14 protein-coding genes are annotated in these 19024 nt (G+C 69.3%); 11 read left to right on the forward strand and 3 right to left on the reverse strand.

The window, feature by feature from the left end:
* Positions 1-215: 215 nt before the first annotated feature.
* Positions 216-2153, reverse strand: a complete 1938-nt coding sequence (locus tag AB0903_RS07380; RefSeq protein WP_366699918.1) for a glycosyltransferase — start codon at positions 2151-2153, stop codon at positions 216-218.
* Between the two features lie 353 nt (positions 2154-2506).
* Here AB0903_RS07380 and rplU point away from each other — a divergent pair, with 353 nt between their 5' ends.
* From rplU to AB0903_RS07435, 11 genes are all read left to right on the forward strand, one after another.
* Positions 2507-2827, forward strand: a complete 321-nt coding sequence (rplU, locus tag AB0903_RS07385) for a 50S ribosomal protein L21 (RefSeq protein WP_147986440.1) — start codon at positions 2507-2509, stop codon at positions 2825-2827.
* Between the two features lie 14 nt (positions 2828-2841).
* On the forward strand, positions 2842-3096 hold the full coding sequence (gene rpmA, locus AB0903_RS07390) for a 50S ribosomal protein L27 (protein ID WP_005317677.1): 255 nt from the start codon (positions 2842-2844) through the stop codon (positions 3094-3096).
* Between the two features lie 132 nt (positions 3097-3228).
* Positions 3229-4665, forward strand: coding sequence for a GTPase ObgE (obgE, locus tag AB0903_RS07395; RefSeq protein ID WP_366699920.1), 1437 nt, complete (start codon positions 3229-3231; stop codon positions 4663-4665).
* 302 nt (positions 4666-4967) lie between these two features.
* Entirely contained in the window at positions 4968-6998 is a 2031-nt protein-coding gene (locus AB0903_RS07400; RefSeq protein ID WP_366699922.1) for a glycosyltransferase family 4 protein, read from the forward strand.
* 201 nt (positions 6999-7199) lie between these two features.
* A complete protein-coding gene (locus AB0903_RS07405; protein WP_366699924.1) occupies positions 7200-8699 on the forward strand; it encodes a bifunctional cytidylyltransferase/SDR family oxidoreductase in 1500 nt (499 codons plus the stop codon).
* Between the two features lie 140 nt (positions 8700-8839).
* Complete coding sequence (locus tag AB0903_RS07410; protein WP_366699926.1) at positions 8840-10918, forward strand: hypothetical protein; 2079 nt, start codon at positions 8840-8842, stop codon at positions 10916-10918.
* A gap of 130 nt (positions 10919-11048) precedes the next feature.
* On the forward strand, positions 11049-12290 hold the full coding sequence (locus tag AB0903_RS07415) for a glycosyltransferase family 2 protein (RefSeq protein ID WP_366699928.1): 1242 nt from the start codon (positions 11049-11051) through the stop codon (positions 12288-12290).
* A 59-nt stretch (positions 12291-12349) separates the two neighbouring features.
* Positions 12350-13417, forward strand: coding sequence for a glucose-1-phosphate thymidylyltransferase (locus tag AB0903_RS07420; protein ID WP_366699930.1), 1068 nt, complete (start codon positions 12350-12352; stop codon positions 13415-13417).
* Complete coding sequence (gene rfbB / locus AB0903_RS07425) at positions 13414-14400, forward strand: dTDP-glucose 4,6-dehydratase (RefSeq protein ID WP_366699932.1); 987 nt, start codon at positions 13414-13416, stop codon at positions 14398-14400. The genes AB0903_RS07420 and rfbB overlap by 4 nt, the downstream gene beginning before the upstream one ends.
* On the forward strand, positions 14397-15305 hold the full coding sequence (gene rfbD / locus AB0903_RS07430; RefSeq protein ID WP_366699934.1) for a dTDP-4-dehydrorhamnose reductase: 909 nt from the start codon (positions 14397-14399) through the stop codon (positions 15303-15305). The genes rfbB and rfbD overlap by 4 nt, the downstream gene beginning before the upstream one ends.
* A gap of 79 nt (positions 15306-15384) precedes the next feature.
* Positions 15385-16179, forward strand: coding sequence for a class I SAM-dependent methyltransferase (locus AB0903_RS07435; protein WP_366699936.1), 795 nt, complete (start codon positions 15385-15387; stop codon positions 16177-16179).
* Positions 16180-16255: 76 nt separating this feature from the next.
* Here AB0903_RS07435 and rfbC read toward each other — a convergent pair whose 3' ends face one another.
* Together rfbC and AB0903_RS07445 are read right to left on the reverse strand one after the other, a co-directional pair.
* Positions 16256-16855, reverse strand: a complete 600-nt coding sequence (gene rfbC, locus AB0903_RS07440) for a dTDP-4-dehydrorhamnose 3,5-epimerase (RefSeq protein WP_366699938.1) — start codon at positions 16853-16855, stop codon at positions 16256-16258.
* A gap of 55 nt (positions 16856-16910) precedes the next feature.
* Entirely contained in the window at positions 16911-18977 is a 2067-nt protein-coding gene (locus AB0903_RS07445; RefSeq protein ID WP_366699940.1) for a glycosyltransferase family 2 protein, read from the reverse strand.
* Positions 18978-19024 lie beyond the last annotated feature (47 nt).

A 19024-nucleotide genomic window follows, 5' to 3' on the forward strand; every position in this document is an offset into this window, starting at 1 on the left:
GGTTTTGTATTCCCGGGTTGTGGTGTTGGCGCCCGCGCCCGCCGGCGGGGGGGGGGGGGGCCCCCCCGCCCCCCCCCCCCCCCCCGCCGTCTGCCCCGGAAACGCGTTGGGCGGTGAGGCCGCAGGGCGTTGCCCGGCTGCTGCCGCAAGGCCCGCGACGTGGTCCGCGAGCAGGCCGTGCCCACCCCGGGTGGCGTACCGGGCCGCGGCCGTTCTCAGCGTCGCTCGAGGATGCTGCGGACCTTGCGGCGTGCCCGGTCGGCGAAGGACGCTGCCGGCGCTGGAGCCCCGGCCTCCTGAAGGCGCACGACACGGCCGCGCCGCAGGACGGCGACGGCGAAGGGCGGCGTCTTGGCCTTCGGGGCCGTGGCGGTGACCAGGGTGACCGGGTGCGCGCCGTCGGGGAGGGGGACCCGGTCGGCGAACGACAGGGTGCACGTCGCATCCGCAGTGATGAGCGCCGGCAGTGTCTGTGCGGAGGGGCCCTTGCCGATCCGGACCTCGAGAACGAGCCGGCCGTTCGCCCTGGCCGGCACCACAGGCAGCGTCAGCGTGGCCCGGCCGTCGCCCGGACGCGGTCCGACCGTGTCACCCGTACGTGCGGCCAGTTCGGTGCCGAGGCGCCGCAGCCGCTCGTCCATGTCGAGGGCGAGCTGTCCGCCCTTCGTCCAGTAGGGGATCGCGATCCGCGCCGGGCTGCCGACCAGGGCGGGCCCGCAGCCCGCCCCCTCGCCGGGGGCCGCCGCCGCGCCGCCGATACGAGGCTGGCGCCCGATGCCGAGCAGCTGGAAGAAGGCCCACACGTCGTGCGGTCCGCTCTCCAGCGGCTGACCGCCCCTGAGGGAGAGAGGGTCGACGCGCAGCGTCCCCGCGGCGACGAGACGGGTGCGTCCCTCACCGAGCCTCTCGAGCCTGATGTCGAGTTCGCCGTCCGGGAACCACCAGTCCTCGCGGTCGCGGTCCTTGACGATGAACTCCCCGTAGGCGTGGGCGTAGGGGTCCTCGACCTCCCAGGCGTCGACGCCGGGGACTCCCTTGAGCAGTTCGGGGTCGAGCAGCAGTTTGCCGTCCTGCTCCACGAGGACCAGCGGCTCGCCGTCGGGGCGCAGCAGGCTGAGCCGTACGTCCGCCCGCAGCTCGCCGTCCTGCCAGCGCACGCCGTCGACCTCCGTGTGCGCCTTGACCTGCCGGATCCGGTCGGCGAGGGCGATCAGGGAGTCGAGCCGGCCCTGTTCGAGAAGCGTCGCGCGCAGCCGGGTGACGGCCGCGAAGCCGTCGCGTACGGCGGGCGGGAACTCCTCCAGGGCGATGGAGCGCGCCGCTTCGAAGCGGCGCCGGCGCTCCTGCGGTTCGAGGTTCAGCACCTCTCCCTCGCTGACCCGCTGGAGCACCTCCGCGCGGTAGAGGCGGTGCAGCATGCCGTTCTGCCGGTCGCCGGGCTCAGTGCCGTCCTTGACAGTGCGGACGGCGTGGCGGAGGTTGCCGAAGAAGTCGTGGCGGTCGGTGAACATCGACTCGGTGTTGTTGCCGCCGTCCTCCCGCTTGAGCCAGTAGTAGCAGGGGTAGTCGCCGAGGACCGATATGCGCTCCGCCTTCAGATAGGAGGCGATCACGAACGGCATGTCCTCGAGGATCCACGGGCCCTCCGGGAAGCGGAGGCCGTGCTCCAGCAGGAACTCCCGGCGGAACATCTTGTGCGGGGTGAGCGTCTCCATGAGCTGGAAGTTGTCGGCCGTGCAGGACTCGACCGTGCGCTTGAAGACGCTCTTGGGCCGGACCATCGTGCTGGAGACCTTGCCGAGCACCACGTCGGACCTGTTGCGTGCGGCCAGCTCGTACATGCGCTCCAGGGCCTGCGGGCCCAGAACGTCGTCGTGGTCGACGAAGTGCACGTACTCGCCGCGGGCCAGCTCGATGCCCACGTTGCGGGGCCTGCCCGGCCAGCCGGAGTTCGCGATCCGCTCGATCCGCACGTGGGGGTGCGCCGCCGCCAGTCTCTCCAGGCGGGTCACGCTGTCGTCGGTGGAGCCGTCGTCGACGTAGACGACCTCGTAGGCTTCCGGGCCGAGGGACTGGCCGAGCAGCGAGGGCGCGCAGTCGTCCAGGTACCGGCCACCGTTGAAAACGGGGACGACGACGCTGACCTTGACCACTGGAAACCCCCGAGTGCTGACGATGTGAACGAGCCGTGGCAGTGAGGGGATCCTACGACGCGCGGTGACGGGGGCCCGGGGGAGCCGGTGGGGCCGCACCGGCACGGGTGGTACGGGCGCGCGCCCGCGGCACTCGGGCTGCCGCCGGCGCCTTTGCTTGACAGGGCGGTTTGACCCGCGGGGACGCGATCCGTAACCTTGCCCTTCGGCGTGTTTCCTTAATGACGCCCACTCCTGAGCACCTCCCTCCCGGTCCGCCGGGAGAGGCCGCTCGTCCATTCGGATCACACGGGCTCCGGCCCGTTCGAGCGGCTGGCATCAGGAGTTTCGTTCCGAGCGAGAGAGAGATCCGCGTGTACGCCATCGTGCGCAGCGGTGGTCGCCAGCACAAGGTTGCTGTCGGCGACATCGTTGAGGTTGACAAGATTTCCACTGCCCAGGTTGGCGACACGGTCGAGCTCTCGACCCTGCTCGTTGTCGACGGCGACGCCGTGACCAGCGACCCGTGGGTGCTGGCCGGCATCAAGGTCACGGCCGAGGTCGTGGACCACCACAAGGGCGCGAAGATCGACATCCTTCGCTACAAGAACAAGACCGGCTACCGCCGCCGCCAGGGTCACCGTCAGCAGTACACGGCGATCAAGGTCACCGGCATTCCCGCGGCTGCGAAGTAAGGGACTGAGGAGAGATGGCACACAAGAAGGGCGCATCGTCCACCCGGAACGGTCGCGACTCCAATGCTCAGCGGCTCGGCGTGAAGCGCTTCGGCGGTCAGGTCGTGCTCGCCGGTGAGATCCTGGTCCGCCAGCGCGGCACCCACTTCCACCCCGGCGCCGGCGTCGGCCGCGGCGGCGACGACACGCTGTTCGCGCTGCAGCCGGGTGCGGTGGAGTTCGGTACCCACCGTGGTCGCAAGGTCGTGAACATCGTTCCGGTCGCCTGACCGAGACTTTCACGAGGGGCGGACCTCACTTCCCGTACGGGAAGCGGGTCCGCCTTTCGTGTGTTGTAGAGACAGACGCTGTCGTAGAGACAGACATCACGCACATCACCCGTCATCACTGGAGGCACTTCCATGACCACCTTCGTGGACCGCGTCGAGCTGCATGTCGCCGCGGGTAACGGAGGCCACGGCTGTGCCTCCGTACACCGGGAGAAGTTCAAGCCGCTCGGCGGCCCCGACGGCGGCAACGGAGGCCGTGGCGGGGACGTGATCCTGGTCGTCGACCAGTCGGTCACCACGCTGCTCGACTACCATCACAGCCCGCACCGCAAGGCCACCAACGGCAAGCCCGGCGAGGGCGGCAACCGCTCCGGCAAGGACGGCCAGGACCTGGTCCTGCCGGTCCCCGACGGCACCGTCGTCCTCGACAAGCAGGGCAACGTCCTCGCCGACCTGGTCGGGCAGGGCACCACCTTCGTGGCCGCCGAAGGCGGCCGCGGCGGCCTCGGCAACGCGGCCCTCGCGTCGGCGCGCCGCAAGGCACCCGGATTCGCGCTGCTGGGCGTGCCCGGGCAGGCCGGGGACGTGGTGCTGGAGCTCAAGACGGTCGCGGACGTCGCTCTCGTCGGCTACCCGAGCGCCGGCAAGTCGTCGCTGATCTCCGTGCTCAGCGCCGCCAAGCCGAAGATCGCCGACTACCCGTTCACCACGCTCGTGCCGAACCTGGGCGTCGTCACCGCGGGATCGACCGTGTACACCGTCGCGGACGTCCCCGGACTGATCCCGGGCGCCAGCCAGGGACGGGGTCTGGGTCTGGAGTTCCTGCGCCACGTCGAGCGCTGCTCGGTGCTGGTGCACGTCCTGGACACCGCGACGCTGGAGTCCGACCGCGACCCCGTCTCCGACCTCGACGTCATCGAGGAGGAGCTGCGGCAGTACGGCGGCCTCGACGACCGGCCGCGCATCGTCGTCCTCAACAAGGTCGACATCCCGGACGGCCAGGACCTCGCCGACATGATCCGCCCGGACCTGGAGGCGCGCGGCTACCGCGTGTTCGAGGTGTCGGCGGTGGCTCACAAGGGCCTGAAGGAGCTGTCCTTCGCGCTGGCCGAGATCGTCGCCGAGGCGCGGGCGGCCAGGCCCGTGGAGGAGGCGACCAGGATCGTCATCCGGCCCAAGGCGGTCGACGACGCCGGGTTCACGGTCAGGCAGGAGGAGGACGGCCTCTTCCGTGTCCGCGGTGAGAAGCCGGAGCGCTGGGTGCGCCAGACCGACTTCAACAACGACGAGGCGGTCGGCTACCTCGCCGACCGTCTGGCCCGCCTCGGTGTCGAGGGAGAGCTGATGAAGGCGGGTGCCCACGCGGGCGACGGCGTGGCCATCGGTCCCGAGGACAACGCGGTCGTCTTCGACTGGGAGCCGACGGTGATGGCGGGTGCGGAGATGCTGGGGCGCCGCGGCGAGGACCACCGCTTCGACGCGCCGCGTCCGGCGGCTCAGCGGCGGCGCGACCGCGACGCGGAGCGCGACGAGGCGCTGAACGAGTACGAGGGCTTCAACCCGTTCTAGCCGCCACTCCCTGTCGCGCGCCTGCCGGCCGCTGCCGCTCGTCCCGTCGTCGAGGGCTCGTCGTCCCCCGGGCTCGTCGTCCGAGCGGGGCCGTGACCGGATTCGTGCGGATGTTCCACTGAAAGCGGCCCGGAGATCATCTCCGGGCCGCTTTCGTAGGCAACCCCCGGTGCCGCTTCTCCGTCTCCTTGGAGGAAGGGGCCCGAAAGCGCATGCATGATGGAAACCAGGACTCAGCGGTGAAAATCGGTGATGACGCACGCCCTCTTCGTCCCCCGGGAGCGGTACCGAACGGAGCACTGATGAAGATCTCTTTCCTCATTCACACCATTTACGGCATCGGCGGCACCATCCGCACGACGCTGAATCTGGCGGAGGAACTGGCGAACCGTCACGAGGTCGAGATCGTGTCCGTCTTCCGGCACAGGGACGAGTCCGCCTTCGCGATCGACCCGCGCATCACCGTCGTACCGCTGCTCGACATCCGCAAGGACTCCCCGGCGAGTGACCGGGAGGACCCCCGTTTCAGCGAACCCGCGACGGTCTTCCCGCGCGCGGAGGCGCGCTACAAGGAGTACAGCCGACTCACCGACGAACGGGTCCGCGAGCACTACGCGGCCTGCGACGCGGACGTCGTCATCGGAACCCGCCCCGGTCTGACCGCGTACGTCGCCCGGTTCGCCGCTCCCACCGCCGTGCGGATCGGGCAGGAGCACATGACGCACCATCACCACAAGGCGGCGCTGCGCGAGGAGATGTACGAACACCTGGACGCCCTCGACGCGTTCGTCACCGTCTCCGAGGGTGACGCGGCGGTGTGGCGGGAGAAGATGCCGCTGCCGACCACCAGGGTCCTGTCCATCCCGAACAGCGTCCCGGAGCCGCCCGTCGCGCCGTCCGACGGCACCAGCAGGACGATCGTCGCCGCCGGCCGGCTGGCCCCGGAGAAGCAGTACCACGTGCTCCTCGACGCCTTCGCGAAGGTCGTCGCCGTCCATCCCGACTGGGTGCTGCGCATCTACGGCTCCGGGGACCAGCGGAAGCGGCTGCGCGAGCGGATCGACACGCTCGGGCTCTACAACAACGCCTATCTCATGGGTGCCCGTTCGCCGATCGAGCCCGAATGGGCCAAGGGCGCGGTCGCGGTGTCCACCTCCCGCCACGAGTCCTTCGGTATGACCGTCGTCGAGGCGATGCGCTGCGGTGTCCCCATGGTCAGCACCGACTGCGACTACGGACCGCGCGAGATCATCCGCGACGGGGAGGACGGGCTCCTGGTGCCGGTCGGCGACGCGGACGCCGTCGCGGGGGCGCTGCTGCGGCTCATCGAGGACGAGGGCCTGCGCAGCCGCATCGGTGCGGCGGCCGTGCGCAACGCCCGCCGGTTCGACCCGGCCGTCGTCACCAAGCAGTACGAGACGCTCTTCGGCGAACTCGCGCAAGAGGCCGCACGGCGGGCGGAGCTGCCCGGCATCCCCACCGCCGCGGACTGCGTGGTCGGGCGGGACGGCTCCCTCACTCTCACGCTCGCCGCCCCGCTGCCGAAGGGCGCCCGGGGCGGGGTGCGGCTGGTGTGCACGCGCACCGGTGCCCCCGACGGCGCACGGACCTTCGACTTCGACGCCGCGGGCCGGGTGACCGTCCCGGCCGGTGCGGCATTCGCCGAGGGGCTGTGGGACACGTACGTGGAGCCCGCGGACACCGGTGTACGGGCGCGCATCACCGCACGGGTCGTTGATCAGCGCGGTGCGGTCGGCGTCGCAGGACGGCTCGCACCCGAGGAGACCGTCCACAACCTCGTCCCGTACAAGGACACCGCCAAGGGCGGCGCCCTGATGCTGCGGGCCTGGTGGCGGCCGGTCCACGCGGAGGCCGATGCCGTGGAGGTGGACGGCAGGCGGGTGACGCTGGCCGGCAGTCTGCGCGGCCGGGGCGCCGTCTCGGGGGCGCCGGTGCTCGTGCTGCGCCGTCGCGGCACTCCCAAGGACGAGATCACCTTCCCCGGTGAGTGGCAGGGCTCCAGGCGGTTCCGCTTCACCTTCTCGTCGTCCGTGCCCGCCGCTTCGCAGACCACCTCGCACGATGTGTGGGACGCCTTTGTGCGCTACGCGCCGGATGAGAAGCCGGTGAGAATCGGACGGGTGCTGGACGACGTGGTGCAGAAGAAGGACGTCTTCGTCTATCCGCAGAGCGTCATCGCCAGGAGACGGACGGAGAGCCTGGCGCGGACCACGGCCAAGCGGCTCCTGGGCAGGCCCCGGCCCAGGGTGCGGGTGCGGGTCTACTACACCCTCACCAATGACCTGGCACTGAACGTGGTTGACCTCCCATGACCCGCTCAGCGGTGATTCATGCCACTCAGATGTGTGGTGTCGGTCACGTCGGGGTTGCCACAGGTGTCGGTCAATTCCCCTGATCACCGGTGAACAGGAGGTTTATCGGAGCGGTTGCACGGGCGTCACCCGCCTTGCGGGACGGTAACGGAGAGTGCAACCATCAGTTTTGTTCCCCAGCCCTCGCAAGGTAGGTCGTCTGTGTCTGTGCAGCACATAGCCAAACCCCGAACCACAGCAGTCGTGCTCGCCGGCGGGACCGGCCAGCGCGTGGGCCTGTCCATCCCCAAGCAACTGCTGAAGATCGCAGGCAAGGCCGTCATCGAGCACACACTGTCGATCTTCGAGCGCGCCGACTCCATCGACGACATCATCGTGCTGATGGCTCCCGGCTATGTGGCGGACGTCGAGAAGATCGTCGCCAAGGCGGGGCTGGCGAAGGTCGTCAAGATCATCGAGGGCGGCTCGACGCGGAACGAGACCACCGAGCGTGCCATCGCGGCACTGAGCGAGGGCCTGGCCGAGGGCGAGGACCGCAACGTCCTGTTCCACGACGCCGTGCGCCCGCTGCTCTCCGACCGGGTCATCAAGGACTGCGTCGACGCGCTGGACCGCTACCAGGCCGTCGACGTCGCCATCCCGTCCGCGGACACGATCATCGTGACGCGGACCCACGGCGAGGACGGCGAGTTCATCACCGACGTCCCGGACCGCTCCCGGCTCCGCCGCGGCCAGACGCCCCAGGCGTTCAAGCTGTCCACGATCCGCAGGGCCTACCAGGTTGCCGCGGGCGACCCGAACTTCCAGGCCACCGACGACTGCTCGGTCGTGCTGAAGTACCTGCCGGACGTGCCGATCTACGTCGTCGCGGGCGACGAGTACAACATGAAGGTCACCCAGCCGGTCGACGTCTTCATCGCGGACAAGCTCTTCCAGCTGGCCTCCACCGCCGCCCCGCGCCAGGCCGACGAGGCCGCCTACCGTGAACTGCTGGCCGGCAAGACCTTCGTCGTGTTCGGCGGCTCCTACGGCATCGGTGCCGACATCGCCAAGCTCGCCGAGTCCTACGGCGCCAAGGTGTACGCGCTGGGCCGCTCCACCACGGGCACCCACGTCGAGAACCCGGAGCACGTCGAGGACGCCCTCTCCACGGCGTACGCCGAGAGCGGCCGCATCGACTACGTGGTCAACACCGCGGGCGTACTGCGTATCGGCAAGCTCGCCGAGACGGACAACGCGACCATTCAGGAAGCGCTGAACGTCAACTACCTGGCGCCTGTTCAGATCGCCCGGGCGTCGCACAAGTACCTCGCGGAGACCCGGGGACAGCTGCTGCTCTACACCTCCAGCAGCTACACCCGCGGCCGCGCCGAGTACAGCCTGTACTCCTCCACCAAGGCCGCGATGGTGAATCTCACCCAGGCCCTGTCGGACGAGTGGGCCGCCGACGGCATCCGGGTGAACTGCGTCAATCCGGAGCGCACCGCAACGCCGATGCGCACCAAGGCGTTCGGCGCCGAGCCGGCCGGTTCGCTGCTGTCGTCGGAGGCGGTCGCGCGGACCTCGCTCGACGTGCTGCTCTCCGAACTGACGGGGCATGTCATCGACGTCCGCCAGCAGGACCCCACCCGTGGGGCCTCCACGGCGTCCGGCTTCGAGCAGGCCCTGGCGTCCGTCCTGGACCGCCAGGAAGATGTGTAATAATTTCAGATAATCATTTCTCTGGGCCTCTGTAGTCGCCGCGTTTCGCGCAGCACTGCGGGGGCCCGAGTTCGTGGAGTCTTGCCTTCACACCTTCTTTGCAAGGTAAAACTGTCGGTACCCCCAGGAGCAGGTGCTTCGTGATTTCGAAAGCCATTCGCTTGGCTCGCGTGGGCAGCGGTTCCGAGCTGGCCGCCGCGCTTCTGCTGGTGCTGGGATTCCCGTGTGTCATGCTCGCCGCGATAATTCCCGATCTCTGGTTCTTCGCGGTGGCCGTGGCAGTGACGTATCTGTCCGACCGGTTTCTGCACCAGCGTTCCAGCTATCTGATCAACCGTCTCGCCAAGGTGCGGGCCGGTCTGTCGATCAGATTCCTGCTGCGCCAGCTGCTGCTCGTGCTGCTGATGGCCCGGATGGGACTCGCGGACCAGACGGTCTTCTACGTGACGGTCGCCTGTCTGCTGGCCTTCTACGGCCTTCAGGCGCCGCACGGTGCGATGGTCACGCTGCTGCGGCTGCGCCGCAGGCTGCCCGTCGTCACACGCAACGTCGATCTCTCGGACTATGTGCGCATCCCCGACGCGCCTCCGCGGCGGCTGCTCGACCGGTCCGCCGAGAAGATGCTCCATCTCGACGTCTTCGCCCTGCTGGGCGTACTGGCCGCGATCGAGGCCGACACCCCCGCGTTCGCCTACGCGGGTCTGGCGCTCACCCTCGTGCTCGCCGTCGGGTACCTGGTCCTGCTGGTGCCGCACCTGCGGCCCAGCAGGCTCGTGCCCCCGGCGGACCTGGTTCTGCGGGGCGTCGACAAGTGGCTGACCGACTACAAGCCGACCGTGATGATGTACTTCTCCGGTTCCGCCGACTCCGCCTACCAGATCAACATGTGGCTGGACACGATGTCCCAGCTCGAGGGCCGGCCGATCATCTTCCTGCGGGAACGCAACATCGTGCCCCAGCTCGGCCCGACGTCGGTGCCGGTGGTCTGCGTGCCGGGCAGCGTGCACCTGATGAACCTGGACCTGTCGTCCGTGCGGGTCGCGCTGTACGTGGCCAACGTCGGCAAGAACATCCACATGTTGCGGGTGCCGACCATGAAGCACGTCTTCATCGGCCACGGCGACAGCGACAAGCTCGCCAGCGTCAACCCGTTCAGCAAGGCGTACGACGAGGTCTGGACCGCCGGCCGTGCGGGACGCGACCGGTACGCGCTGGCCGACGTCGGGGTGCGCAGCGAGGACATCGTGGAAGTGGGCCGCCCCCAGCTCGCCCCGATCAAGACGGGCAACGCGAGGACCGGCAACCCCATTCCGACCGTGCTGTACGCCCCCACCTGGGAGGGCTGGGACGACAGTCCGGGCAACACCTCCCTGCTGCTGGCGGGCGAGAACATCGTCAGGAAGCTCCTCGAAGCGCCGGAGCCGGTGCGGGTCGTCTACAAGCCGCACCCCTTCACCGGCACTCGCAGCACCAGGGCCAAGGCAGTCGACGCCCGGATCATCGAGATGATCGAGCAGGCCGCGGCGGCACGAGCCGCCGAACCCCGCTGGGTGAAGGAGGCGTCCTCGCACCTCGCGGAGCAGGCGGAGGCGGCTGCCGAGCTGCGACGCATCGAGGCCCGGCTGGCTGAGCTGTCCATCGGGGTCGGCGAGGGCGAGGACGAGGCGGAGGGGTCCCGCGACTCGCTGCCGGATCCCGCGCGGGAGGCGGAGGCGGCACGGCTGCGTGACGAGTGGAACACCGCGTACTGGCGCTCCTTCGGCTGGTGGGAGCACAAGGTCGTCACCGGGCCCGCCCCACGGCTGTACGACTGCTTCAACGAGTCGGACGCCATGGTCTCCGACATCTCCAGCGTCGTGTCGGACTTCATCGCCAGCGGCAAGCCGTACGCGGTCACCGACTCGGCCGGCCTCGGCAAGGACGAGTTCAAGCGGCAGAACACCGCGGTGCGGGCGGCGGTGATCCTCTCCAACAGCGCGGACGAGCTCGACGAGCTGCTGGCCGCGGTCGCCGACCCCGACTCCGACGCCCTCGCCGAGGAGCGCCGGATCCTCAAGGAGTACCTGCTCGGACCGGACGAGCCGACGTCGATGGAGCAGTTCGACACCGCGGTGCAGAACCTGGCCGCGAAGTCCCTGGCCCGCAACGCAGGTGTCGAGCAGCGGTTGGCCGAGCCCGAACAGGCTCCCGGCTTCGAGGACACGCCCGTGGGCGGCTGACGGAGAGCGCCCGGTCCGGCGGCCGCCTCCTTCACGGGGGCGGCCCCGGGGCCGTTTCCTGTTCAGCCGGAGATATGCGGATTGTGTCGTTCCGTACAACTCACGTACCAATCGGGTTGTCTAGCCTGCAATGAACCACAACCGAGCAGTTCCAGATGTCACCGTCGTTGTCGGTGCATATGAGGCAATGCCCTATCTCATCCGCTGTCTGGAGTCAGTGGAGAGCCAGACCCTGGGCCCGGACCGGATCGAGATCGTGGCCGTGGACGACGGCTCCACCGACGGCACCGGTGAGTACCTGGAAGAGTTCGCGGCGCGCTCCAAGGTGCCGACCCGGGTGGTCCACCAGCCCAACTCGGGAGGCCCCAGCGGCCCGCGCAACGTGGGGCTGAGGATGGCCCGCGGGCGCTACGTCTTCTTCCTCGACGCGGACGACTTCTTCGGTGACGAGGCGCTGGAGCGCCTGGTCACGATGGCGGACCGGGCCGGTACCGACGTCGTCCTCGGCCGCCTCAAGGGAGTCGGGCGCAAGGTCGGCACCTCGATGTTCGCCCGCACCGAGGAGCGGGTGGACGTGTACTCCTCACGTGTCATCTTCGCCCTGAGCGCGCAGAAGCTCTTCCGGCGGGAGCTGCTGGCCCGGTTGGGGCTCGAGTTCGACGAGACGCTTCCCACGGGCGAGGACTCCCTGTTCACCATGGAGGCGTATCTACAGGGGAACGGCGTCTCCGTGGTGGCCGACTACGACTGCTACCACCTCGTCGCCAGGGACGACGGCAAGCATGCGACGCGCAGGGGGAGCTACCCGCCGCGTTTCCAGGCCCTCACGGCATTGACGGAGCTGATCGTCCGGCTCGAGCCGGCCGGTCCGAAGCGGGACCAGCTGCTGGTCCGTCCGTTCACCGTCGGGCTGTTGCAGCAGTTCGGCCCCGCTCTGCTCAAGGAGTCGGAGGAAGTGCGCCGGCACAAACTGGAGCTGGCCGCCCCGATGATCAGATACTGGTCGAAGGGGGTCGCCGACAGGATCAAGGTCGGCGAACGCCTGGTCCTCGCCTGCGTGGCCGCGGGCCGTCTCGACGTCCTGGCGGACGTGCTCGAGTTCGTCCGGACCAAGCAGGTCCCGGACGTGGTGACGCAGGGCCGCAAGGGCCGGCTGTTCCTCGCGTATCCGCACTTCGGAAACCGGCGGAGCGGAATCCCGCGTTCGGCCTACGAGGTCACCGTGCCCGACTGGTCGGGCAGTCGGCGCGTCATGCCACCTGCCACCCTTCCGTCACTCGCACGGCGGGCCGTAAGAAGGGCTCGACGGGATTTGCGGAGGATGGGCGTCCGGCGTCCCCGCCGACGGCGGGTCAAGCTTGACAATGGGTAAAATCGAGCGGCCGGAGCGATAGCCGCTCGGGAAACAGACCCCAATCGAGGACGAATATCGTGAAGGCACTCGTACTCTCTGGTGGAGCGGGCACACGTCTGCGCCCCATCACGCACACCTCGGCCAAGCAGCTCGTGCCCGTCGCCAACAAGCCGGTGCTGTTCTACGGCCTGGAGGCGATCGCCGAGGCCGGGATCACCGAGGTCGGCGTGATCGTGGGCGACACCGCCGAAGAGATCCGCGAAGCCGTCGGCGACGGTTCCCAGTTCGGGATCAAGGTCACCTACATCCCGCAGGACCAGCCGCTGGGTCTCGCACACGCCGTGCTGATCGCCCAGGACTTCCTCGGTGACGACGACTTCGTGATGTACCTCGGCGACAACTTCATCGTCGGCGGCATCAGCGGTCTGGTCGACGAGTTCCGCGCCGAGCGCCCGGACGCCCAGATCCTTCTTACCAAGGTCCCCAACCCGACCTCCTTCGGTGTCGCCGAACTGGACGGCACCGGGCGCGTCGTGGGGCTCGAGGAGAAGCCGAAGCAGCCCAAGAGCGACCTCGCCCTGGTCGGCGTCTACCTGTTCACGCCCGCGATTCACGAAGCGGTTCGCTCCATCGAGCCGTCCTGGCGCGGTGAGCTGGAGATCACGCACGCCATCCAGTGGCTCATCGACCAGCAGCGCGACGTCCGCTCCACGACGATCGCGGGCTACTGGAAGGACACCGGCAACGTCACCGACATGCTGGAGGTCAACCGCTCGGTGCTGGAAGGTGTCGAGCCGGTCCTCGAGGGCGTGGTCGACGAGAGCAGTGAGATCATCGGCCGGGTCAGGGTCGAGGCGGGCGCCGAGGTCCGCGGCAGCCGTATCGTGGGTCCGGCGATCATCGGTGCCGGTACCGTGATCAGCGATGCCTACGTCGGTCCGTTCACCTCGGTCTCCGAGGGATGCCGGATCGAGGACAGTGAGATCGAGTACTCCATCGTGTTGCGCGGCGCCTCGATCACCGGTGTGCGCCGGGTGGAGGCGTCGCTCATCGGCCGTGACGTCGTGGTCACGCCCGCCCCCCGCAACCCGTCCGCCCACCGGCTCGTGCTCGGTGACCACAGCAAGGTGCAGATCTCCTCATGACCACGAAGATCCTGGTGACCGGCGGCGCCGGTTTCATCGGCTCCCACTACGTCCGCACCCTGCTCGGCCCCGAGGGGCCCGGTGACGTCGCCGTCACCGTGCTCGACAAGCTGACGTACGCGGGCAACCCGGCCAATCTCGACGAGGTCCGTGAGCACCCCGGCTTCTCGTTCGTGCAGGGCGACATCTGCGACCCCGAGCTCGTCGGCAAGCTGATGGCCGAGCACGACCAGGTGGTGCACTTCGCGGCCGAGTCGCACGTGGACCGCTCCATCGACGGTGGCGCCGAGTTCGTCCGCACCAACGTGGTGGGCACGCACACGCTGATCGACGCCGCGCACCGCGCGGGCGTCACGACCTTCGTGCACATCTCCACCGACGAGGTCTACGGCTCGATCGACGAGGGTTCCTGGCCGGAGACCCATCCGCTGGAGCCGAATTCCCCGTACTCCTCCGCCAAGGCGTCCAGCGACCTGATCGCCCTGTCGTACCACCGCACCCACGGCCTGGACGTGCGCGTGACCCGGTGTTCCAACAACTACGGGCACCACCACTTCCCGGAGAAGGTCATCCCGCTGTTCATCACGAACCTGCTGGACGGCAAGAAGGTCCCGCTGTACGGCGACGGCGGCAACGTGCGCGACTGGCTGCACATCGACGACCACGTCCAGGGCATCGAGCTGGTCCGCACCAAGGGCCGCGCGGGCGAGGTCTACAACATCGGCGGCGGCACCGAACTCTCCAACAAGGAGCTCACCGGGCTGCTGCTCGAGGCGTGCGGGGCCGACTGGGACACCAGCGTCGAGTACGTCACCGACCGCAAGGGCCACGACCGCCGTTACTCGGTCGACTGCGCGAAGATCCGTGAGGAGCTCGGCTACGAGCCCCGTAAGGACTTCGCCAAGGGCCTCGCGGAGACGGTTCAGTGGTATCGCGACAACCGCGCCTGGTGGGAGCCCCTGAAGGAGCGTGCGGCGCTGTGAGCGTGTGGCTCGTGACCGGTGCCGGCGGCATGCTGGCCCCTGACGTCCTGGATCGGCTCGCCGCCGACGGCATCGAGGCCGTCGGCGCCGCCCGGGCCGACCTGGACATCACCGACCCGGCGTCGGTGCGCGCGGCCATGGCCGAGCACCGGCCCGCCGTCGTGGTCAACTGCGCCGCGTGGACGGACGTCGACGGCGCGGAGACCCAGGAGGAGGCCGCCCTCGCGGTCAACGGTGCCGGCCCCGGGGTGCTTGCCGAGGCGTGCAAGGAGGCCGGAGCGGTGCTGCTCCACGTCTCCACGGACTACGTCTTCGCCGGCGACGGGACGGAGCCCTACGCCGAGGACGCCCCCACCGGCCCGCGCAGCGCGTACGGACGCACCAAGCTGGCGGGTGAGCGGGCCGTGCTGGAGCTGCTTCCCGACACGGGCCATGTGGTCCGGACGGCGTGGCTGTACGGAGCGGGCGGTGCCAACTTCGTGCGCACGATGATCAAGCTGGAAGCGGTCAAGGACACCCTCGACGTCGTCGACGACCAGCGGGGCCAGCCCACCTGGACCGCCGATCTCGCCGACCGGTTGGTCCGGCTCGGAAAGGGCGCGCTGGACGGCACCGTCAAGGCGGGTGTCCACCACGGCACCAGCAGTGGTGAGACGACCTGGTTCGAGTTCACCCGGGAGATCTTCCGGCTGCTCGGCGCGGATCCCGAGCGGGTGCGGCCGACGACGAGCGCGGCCTTCGTCCGGCCCGCGCCCCGGCCTTCGTACAGTGTGCTGGGCCACGAGCGGTGGCGGGACACGGGTATCGCCCCCATCCGCGACTGGCGCGCGGCGCTCGCAGAGGCGTTCCCCTCCCTGGTCGCGGCGGAACGCGGCAGCGACACGCCCGACATTACCCGCCGGTAGATGTTTACCTGCAGGCCAGATACCGGCTAACTTCGCTGGGAATCAAACAAGTTGAGATTCCCAGCGAAGGACCCACAAGGTGGACCGCCACAACTTCCTGCGCCATCTGCACCGTGTCTGCAAACCCCGGAACTATCTGGAGATCGGGGTCAACGACGGTCGCAGCCTGGCGCTGTCCCGCGTACCGTCCGTCGCCGTCGACCCCGCGTTCCGGGTCGTGACGGACCTCAGCTGCGACGTCCATCTGGTCAGGGCCACCAGCGACGACTTCTTCGCACGCAAGGACCCGCTCCTGCATCTGCGGAACGGCCGGAACCCTTTCCGCGCACTCGCGCGCAAGGACCCGATGAACCTCCTCGGCGCGGACCCGAAGCTGGAGCTCGCGTTCATCGACGGCATGCACCTCTTCGAATTCGCGCTGCGCGACTTCATGAACGTCGAGAAGCACTCCCGGTGGTCGAGCGTCATCGTCCTCGACGACATGCTTCCTCGCGACGTCGACGAGGCCGCCCGTGACCGGCACACGAAATTCTGGGCGGGCGACGTCTACAAGGTCGCCGAGGTCCTTCGCAAGCACCGCCCCGACCTCGTGGTCGTCGAGGTGGACACCGAGCCGACCGGTGTGGTCGTGGTCTTCGGCGCCGACCCGGACAGCACGGTGCTGAAGAACGGGTACGACAAGATCATCGAGGAGTACGTCGTCCCCGACCCGCAGAACGTGCCCCAGGAAGTGCTGGTCCGCAAGAACGCGGTGCGGCCCGAGGCGCTGCTGGGTGCGGACTTCTGGCCCGCCCTGGTCCGGGCCCGTACACTGCGCCGCCCCCGTTCGGCATTCGCCCCGGTGCGCCGGAGCATCGAGGCCGTCAGGGGCTGACCGCCCTCCCGTACGGCACGGAGCCTTGGGGACCGTCGGTCCCCAAGGCTCCGTGCCGTACGTCCGCGAGCGTGGCTCAGCCGCGCTCGCGCAGCTGCGCGTAGTACGCCCGGCACTCCTCGTACGACGGCAGCAGGCCCTGAGCCTCGGCCTCGGCGAGCGTGGGGGCCGCCTCGTCCTTCTCGGAGAGCAGCGGCGTGATGCCCTCGGGCCACTCGATGCCGATCCCGGGGTCGAGCGGGTTGATGCCGTGCTCGCGGCCGGGGGAGTACCCCTCTGAGCAGAGGTAGACCACGGTCGCGTCGTCGGTCAGCGCCATGAAGGCGTGCCCGAGACCCTCCGAGAGGTACACGGAACTGTGGTCGGTGTCGTCGAGACGCACCGCCTCCCACGTCCCGAAGGTCGGTGAGCCGACCCGGATGTCGACGATCACGTCCAGAACCGCGCCGCGCACGCACTTGACGTACTTGGCCTGGCTCGGCGGCACGTCCGCGAAGTGGATGCCGCGCAGGGTGCCGCGGCTCGACACCGAGCAGTTCGCCTGGGCGAGGTTCAGGCTGTGCCCGGCCGCCTCGGTGAACTCGGGGCCCTTGAACCACTCGTGGAAGCTCCCCCGGCTGTCCGGGAAGACCTTCGGCTCATGCACCCAGGCTCCGGAGATGGAGAGCTGCCGCATGGGATCACATCCTTGTTCTCTCGCTGGGGGAAGTGCGGGCGTCTCGACGGGCCGGTCAGCCGGTCAGGCGGGCGGCGAGACGGCGGAGCTTCTTGCGCGCCGAAGGGGGTAGCCTGCGCACGAGGGGCCGGGCCACCCCGAGCAGCCGCCGCAGCCTGCGGCTCCGATTCAGCGTGGCCAACTCACGCACCAGGCCGGCATCGGCATCCGGCAGGCTGTCGTCGAGCTGGAGGCGTCCGCCCGCATCGACGCTCACGCCGCACAGGGGGACCAGCGGGCCCTTGTCGCCGTCCAGCCGGGCCGCGAGCTGCCACTGCCCTGCCGGAGCACCCGGCATACGCGGCGGCACCGCCAGATGGGCGCGGTTCTTCACCGGACGGATCGCGGTCGGGACGGAGTGCACGACCTTCGGCGCGCTGTCCGTCTCCTGCGCGGCCGCGTCGCCGGCGGCCGGCTCGCTCAGCACCAGGGCCGCCTGGCCTGCGGCGGACTTGCCGGTGGTGAACACCTCCAGGCGCAGCTCGGTCTGCCCGGTGGCGACCCGCAGAACGGGGCGGCCCTCCAGGTAGGTGGCCATCTTCTTGGCGCGGCGGGCCACGTCGAGGGTCAGGTTCCCGTGCGGGTCGGTGAAGTACGGGATCACCGGGCGGACGGGGGACGAGAGGAGCGCGGGCAGGCACTTGGCGTCGACGTGCTCGGAGCGGTCGGCACCGAGGCGGGCCTTGCGGACGACGCCGAGGCCGCGCAGCGGTACCCACACGTCCCAGAAGCCGCGCGAGACCTTGCCGCGGCCGGGAGCTCCCTCGGGCGCCAGGTGGCCGGTACCGCGCAGGAGGACGCGGCAGACACCGTCTCCCAGCTCGTCGATCTCGGTGGTGAAGGTCGCGGGGCAGGGCCACTCGACGGCGGTCTCGCGGTTGCGCAGCGACAGCTCCGCCTTGAAGGTGTCCAGGTCGTCGGTGACGTCGACGAGCGAGTCGTCGTCCACGACGCCGCTGGTCACCTCGGGGTGGACGTACAGCCGGTCGTCACGGCGCAGCAGCGTGAGGGGCTTCTGGTCCTCGCCGTACACCAGCTGGCCGGTGACCTTGATGCGGCTCCGGCCGTCGGACTCCCAATCGAAGTCCTCCAGCCGGGCCGTCGCCTTGATGGAGGCGGCGAGGCGGGCGAGGCGCACCAGGCCCTGCTGGTCGTTTTCCTGCAGCAGCCGGGCGCGCAGCCGCAGCAGCGGGCCGAGGCCCTTGATGACGCCCTCACCCATGAAGTCATCGGCGAGCGGGCGGATCGCCTGCACCATCTCGTCGAGGTACTCGGCGTCGTACTTCAGCACCGACGGCTCGCTGAGGCGGCCGAGCATCTCCACGCGGAAGAAGCGGCGCAGCACCTGGTCACGGAAGTCGCCGGGCTCGGTGTTGGCGACCACGACGTCGAGGACCTCGCGCAGGTTGCCGTAGTAGCCGGACGGCACGATCTTCGCGGAGCCCGCGTTCTGCCCGTCGTCGCGGCGGGAGTAGTAGTAGCAGGTGTACGTGCCCAGGATGGAGACGACCTTCGCCGGGAAGTACGCCTCCATCATGTACAGCTGGTCCTCGAGGCGGCGCTTGCCCTCGGGGTAGGCGATGTTGTTCTCGCGCAGGAACTCCGTACGGAACATCTTGTGCGGGGTGAGGCTGTCGTACAGCGGGGCGTCCTTCAGCGAGCACTTCTCGCGGTTCTTCTTGAAGACGCCGTGCGGCACGCCGCGGAAGTTGCTGGCCACCTTGCCGATGACGATGTCCGAGCCGTTGCGGTGCCCCATGTCGTAGAGGCGGCGCAGCGCGTCGGAGGCCAGGTAGTCGTCCTGGTCGACGAACTGGACGTACTCGCCCTTCGCCTCACCGACGCCGATGTTCCGCGGCTTGCCCGGCCATCCCGAGTTCGGGATGTGGATCACACGGAAGTGGGGGTGCTCCTTGGCCAGTTTGTCGAGGCGCTCCGCAGTGTCGTCGGTCGATCCGTCGTTGACGAACAGCACCTCGAACTCCTCCGCCGGAAGAGTCTGGCGGATCAGAGAATCGATGCAGGGATCGATGTACTTGCCCGGGTTGTAGACCGGGATGACGACACTGACCTTGGTTGACACAACTGTGCCCCATCTCTCGTGGGAACCCTGGCGCGAAGGTGGGGTGG

It is taken from the genome of Streptomyces sp. NPDC048389 (assembly GCF_040706335.1).
Classification (GTDB): Bacteria; Actinomycetota; Actinomycetes; order Streptomycetales; family Streptomycetaceae; genus Streptomyces.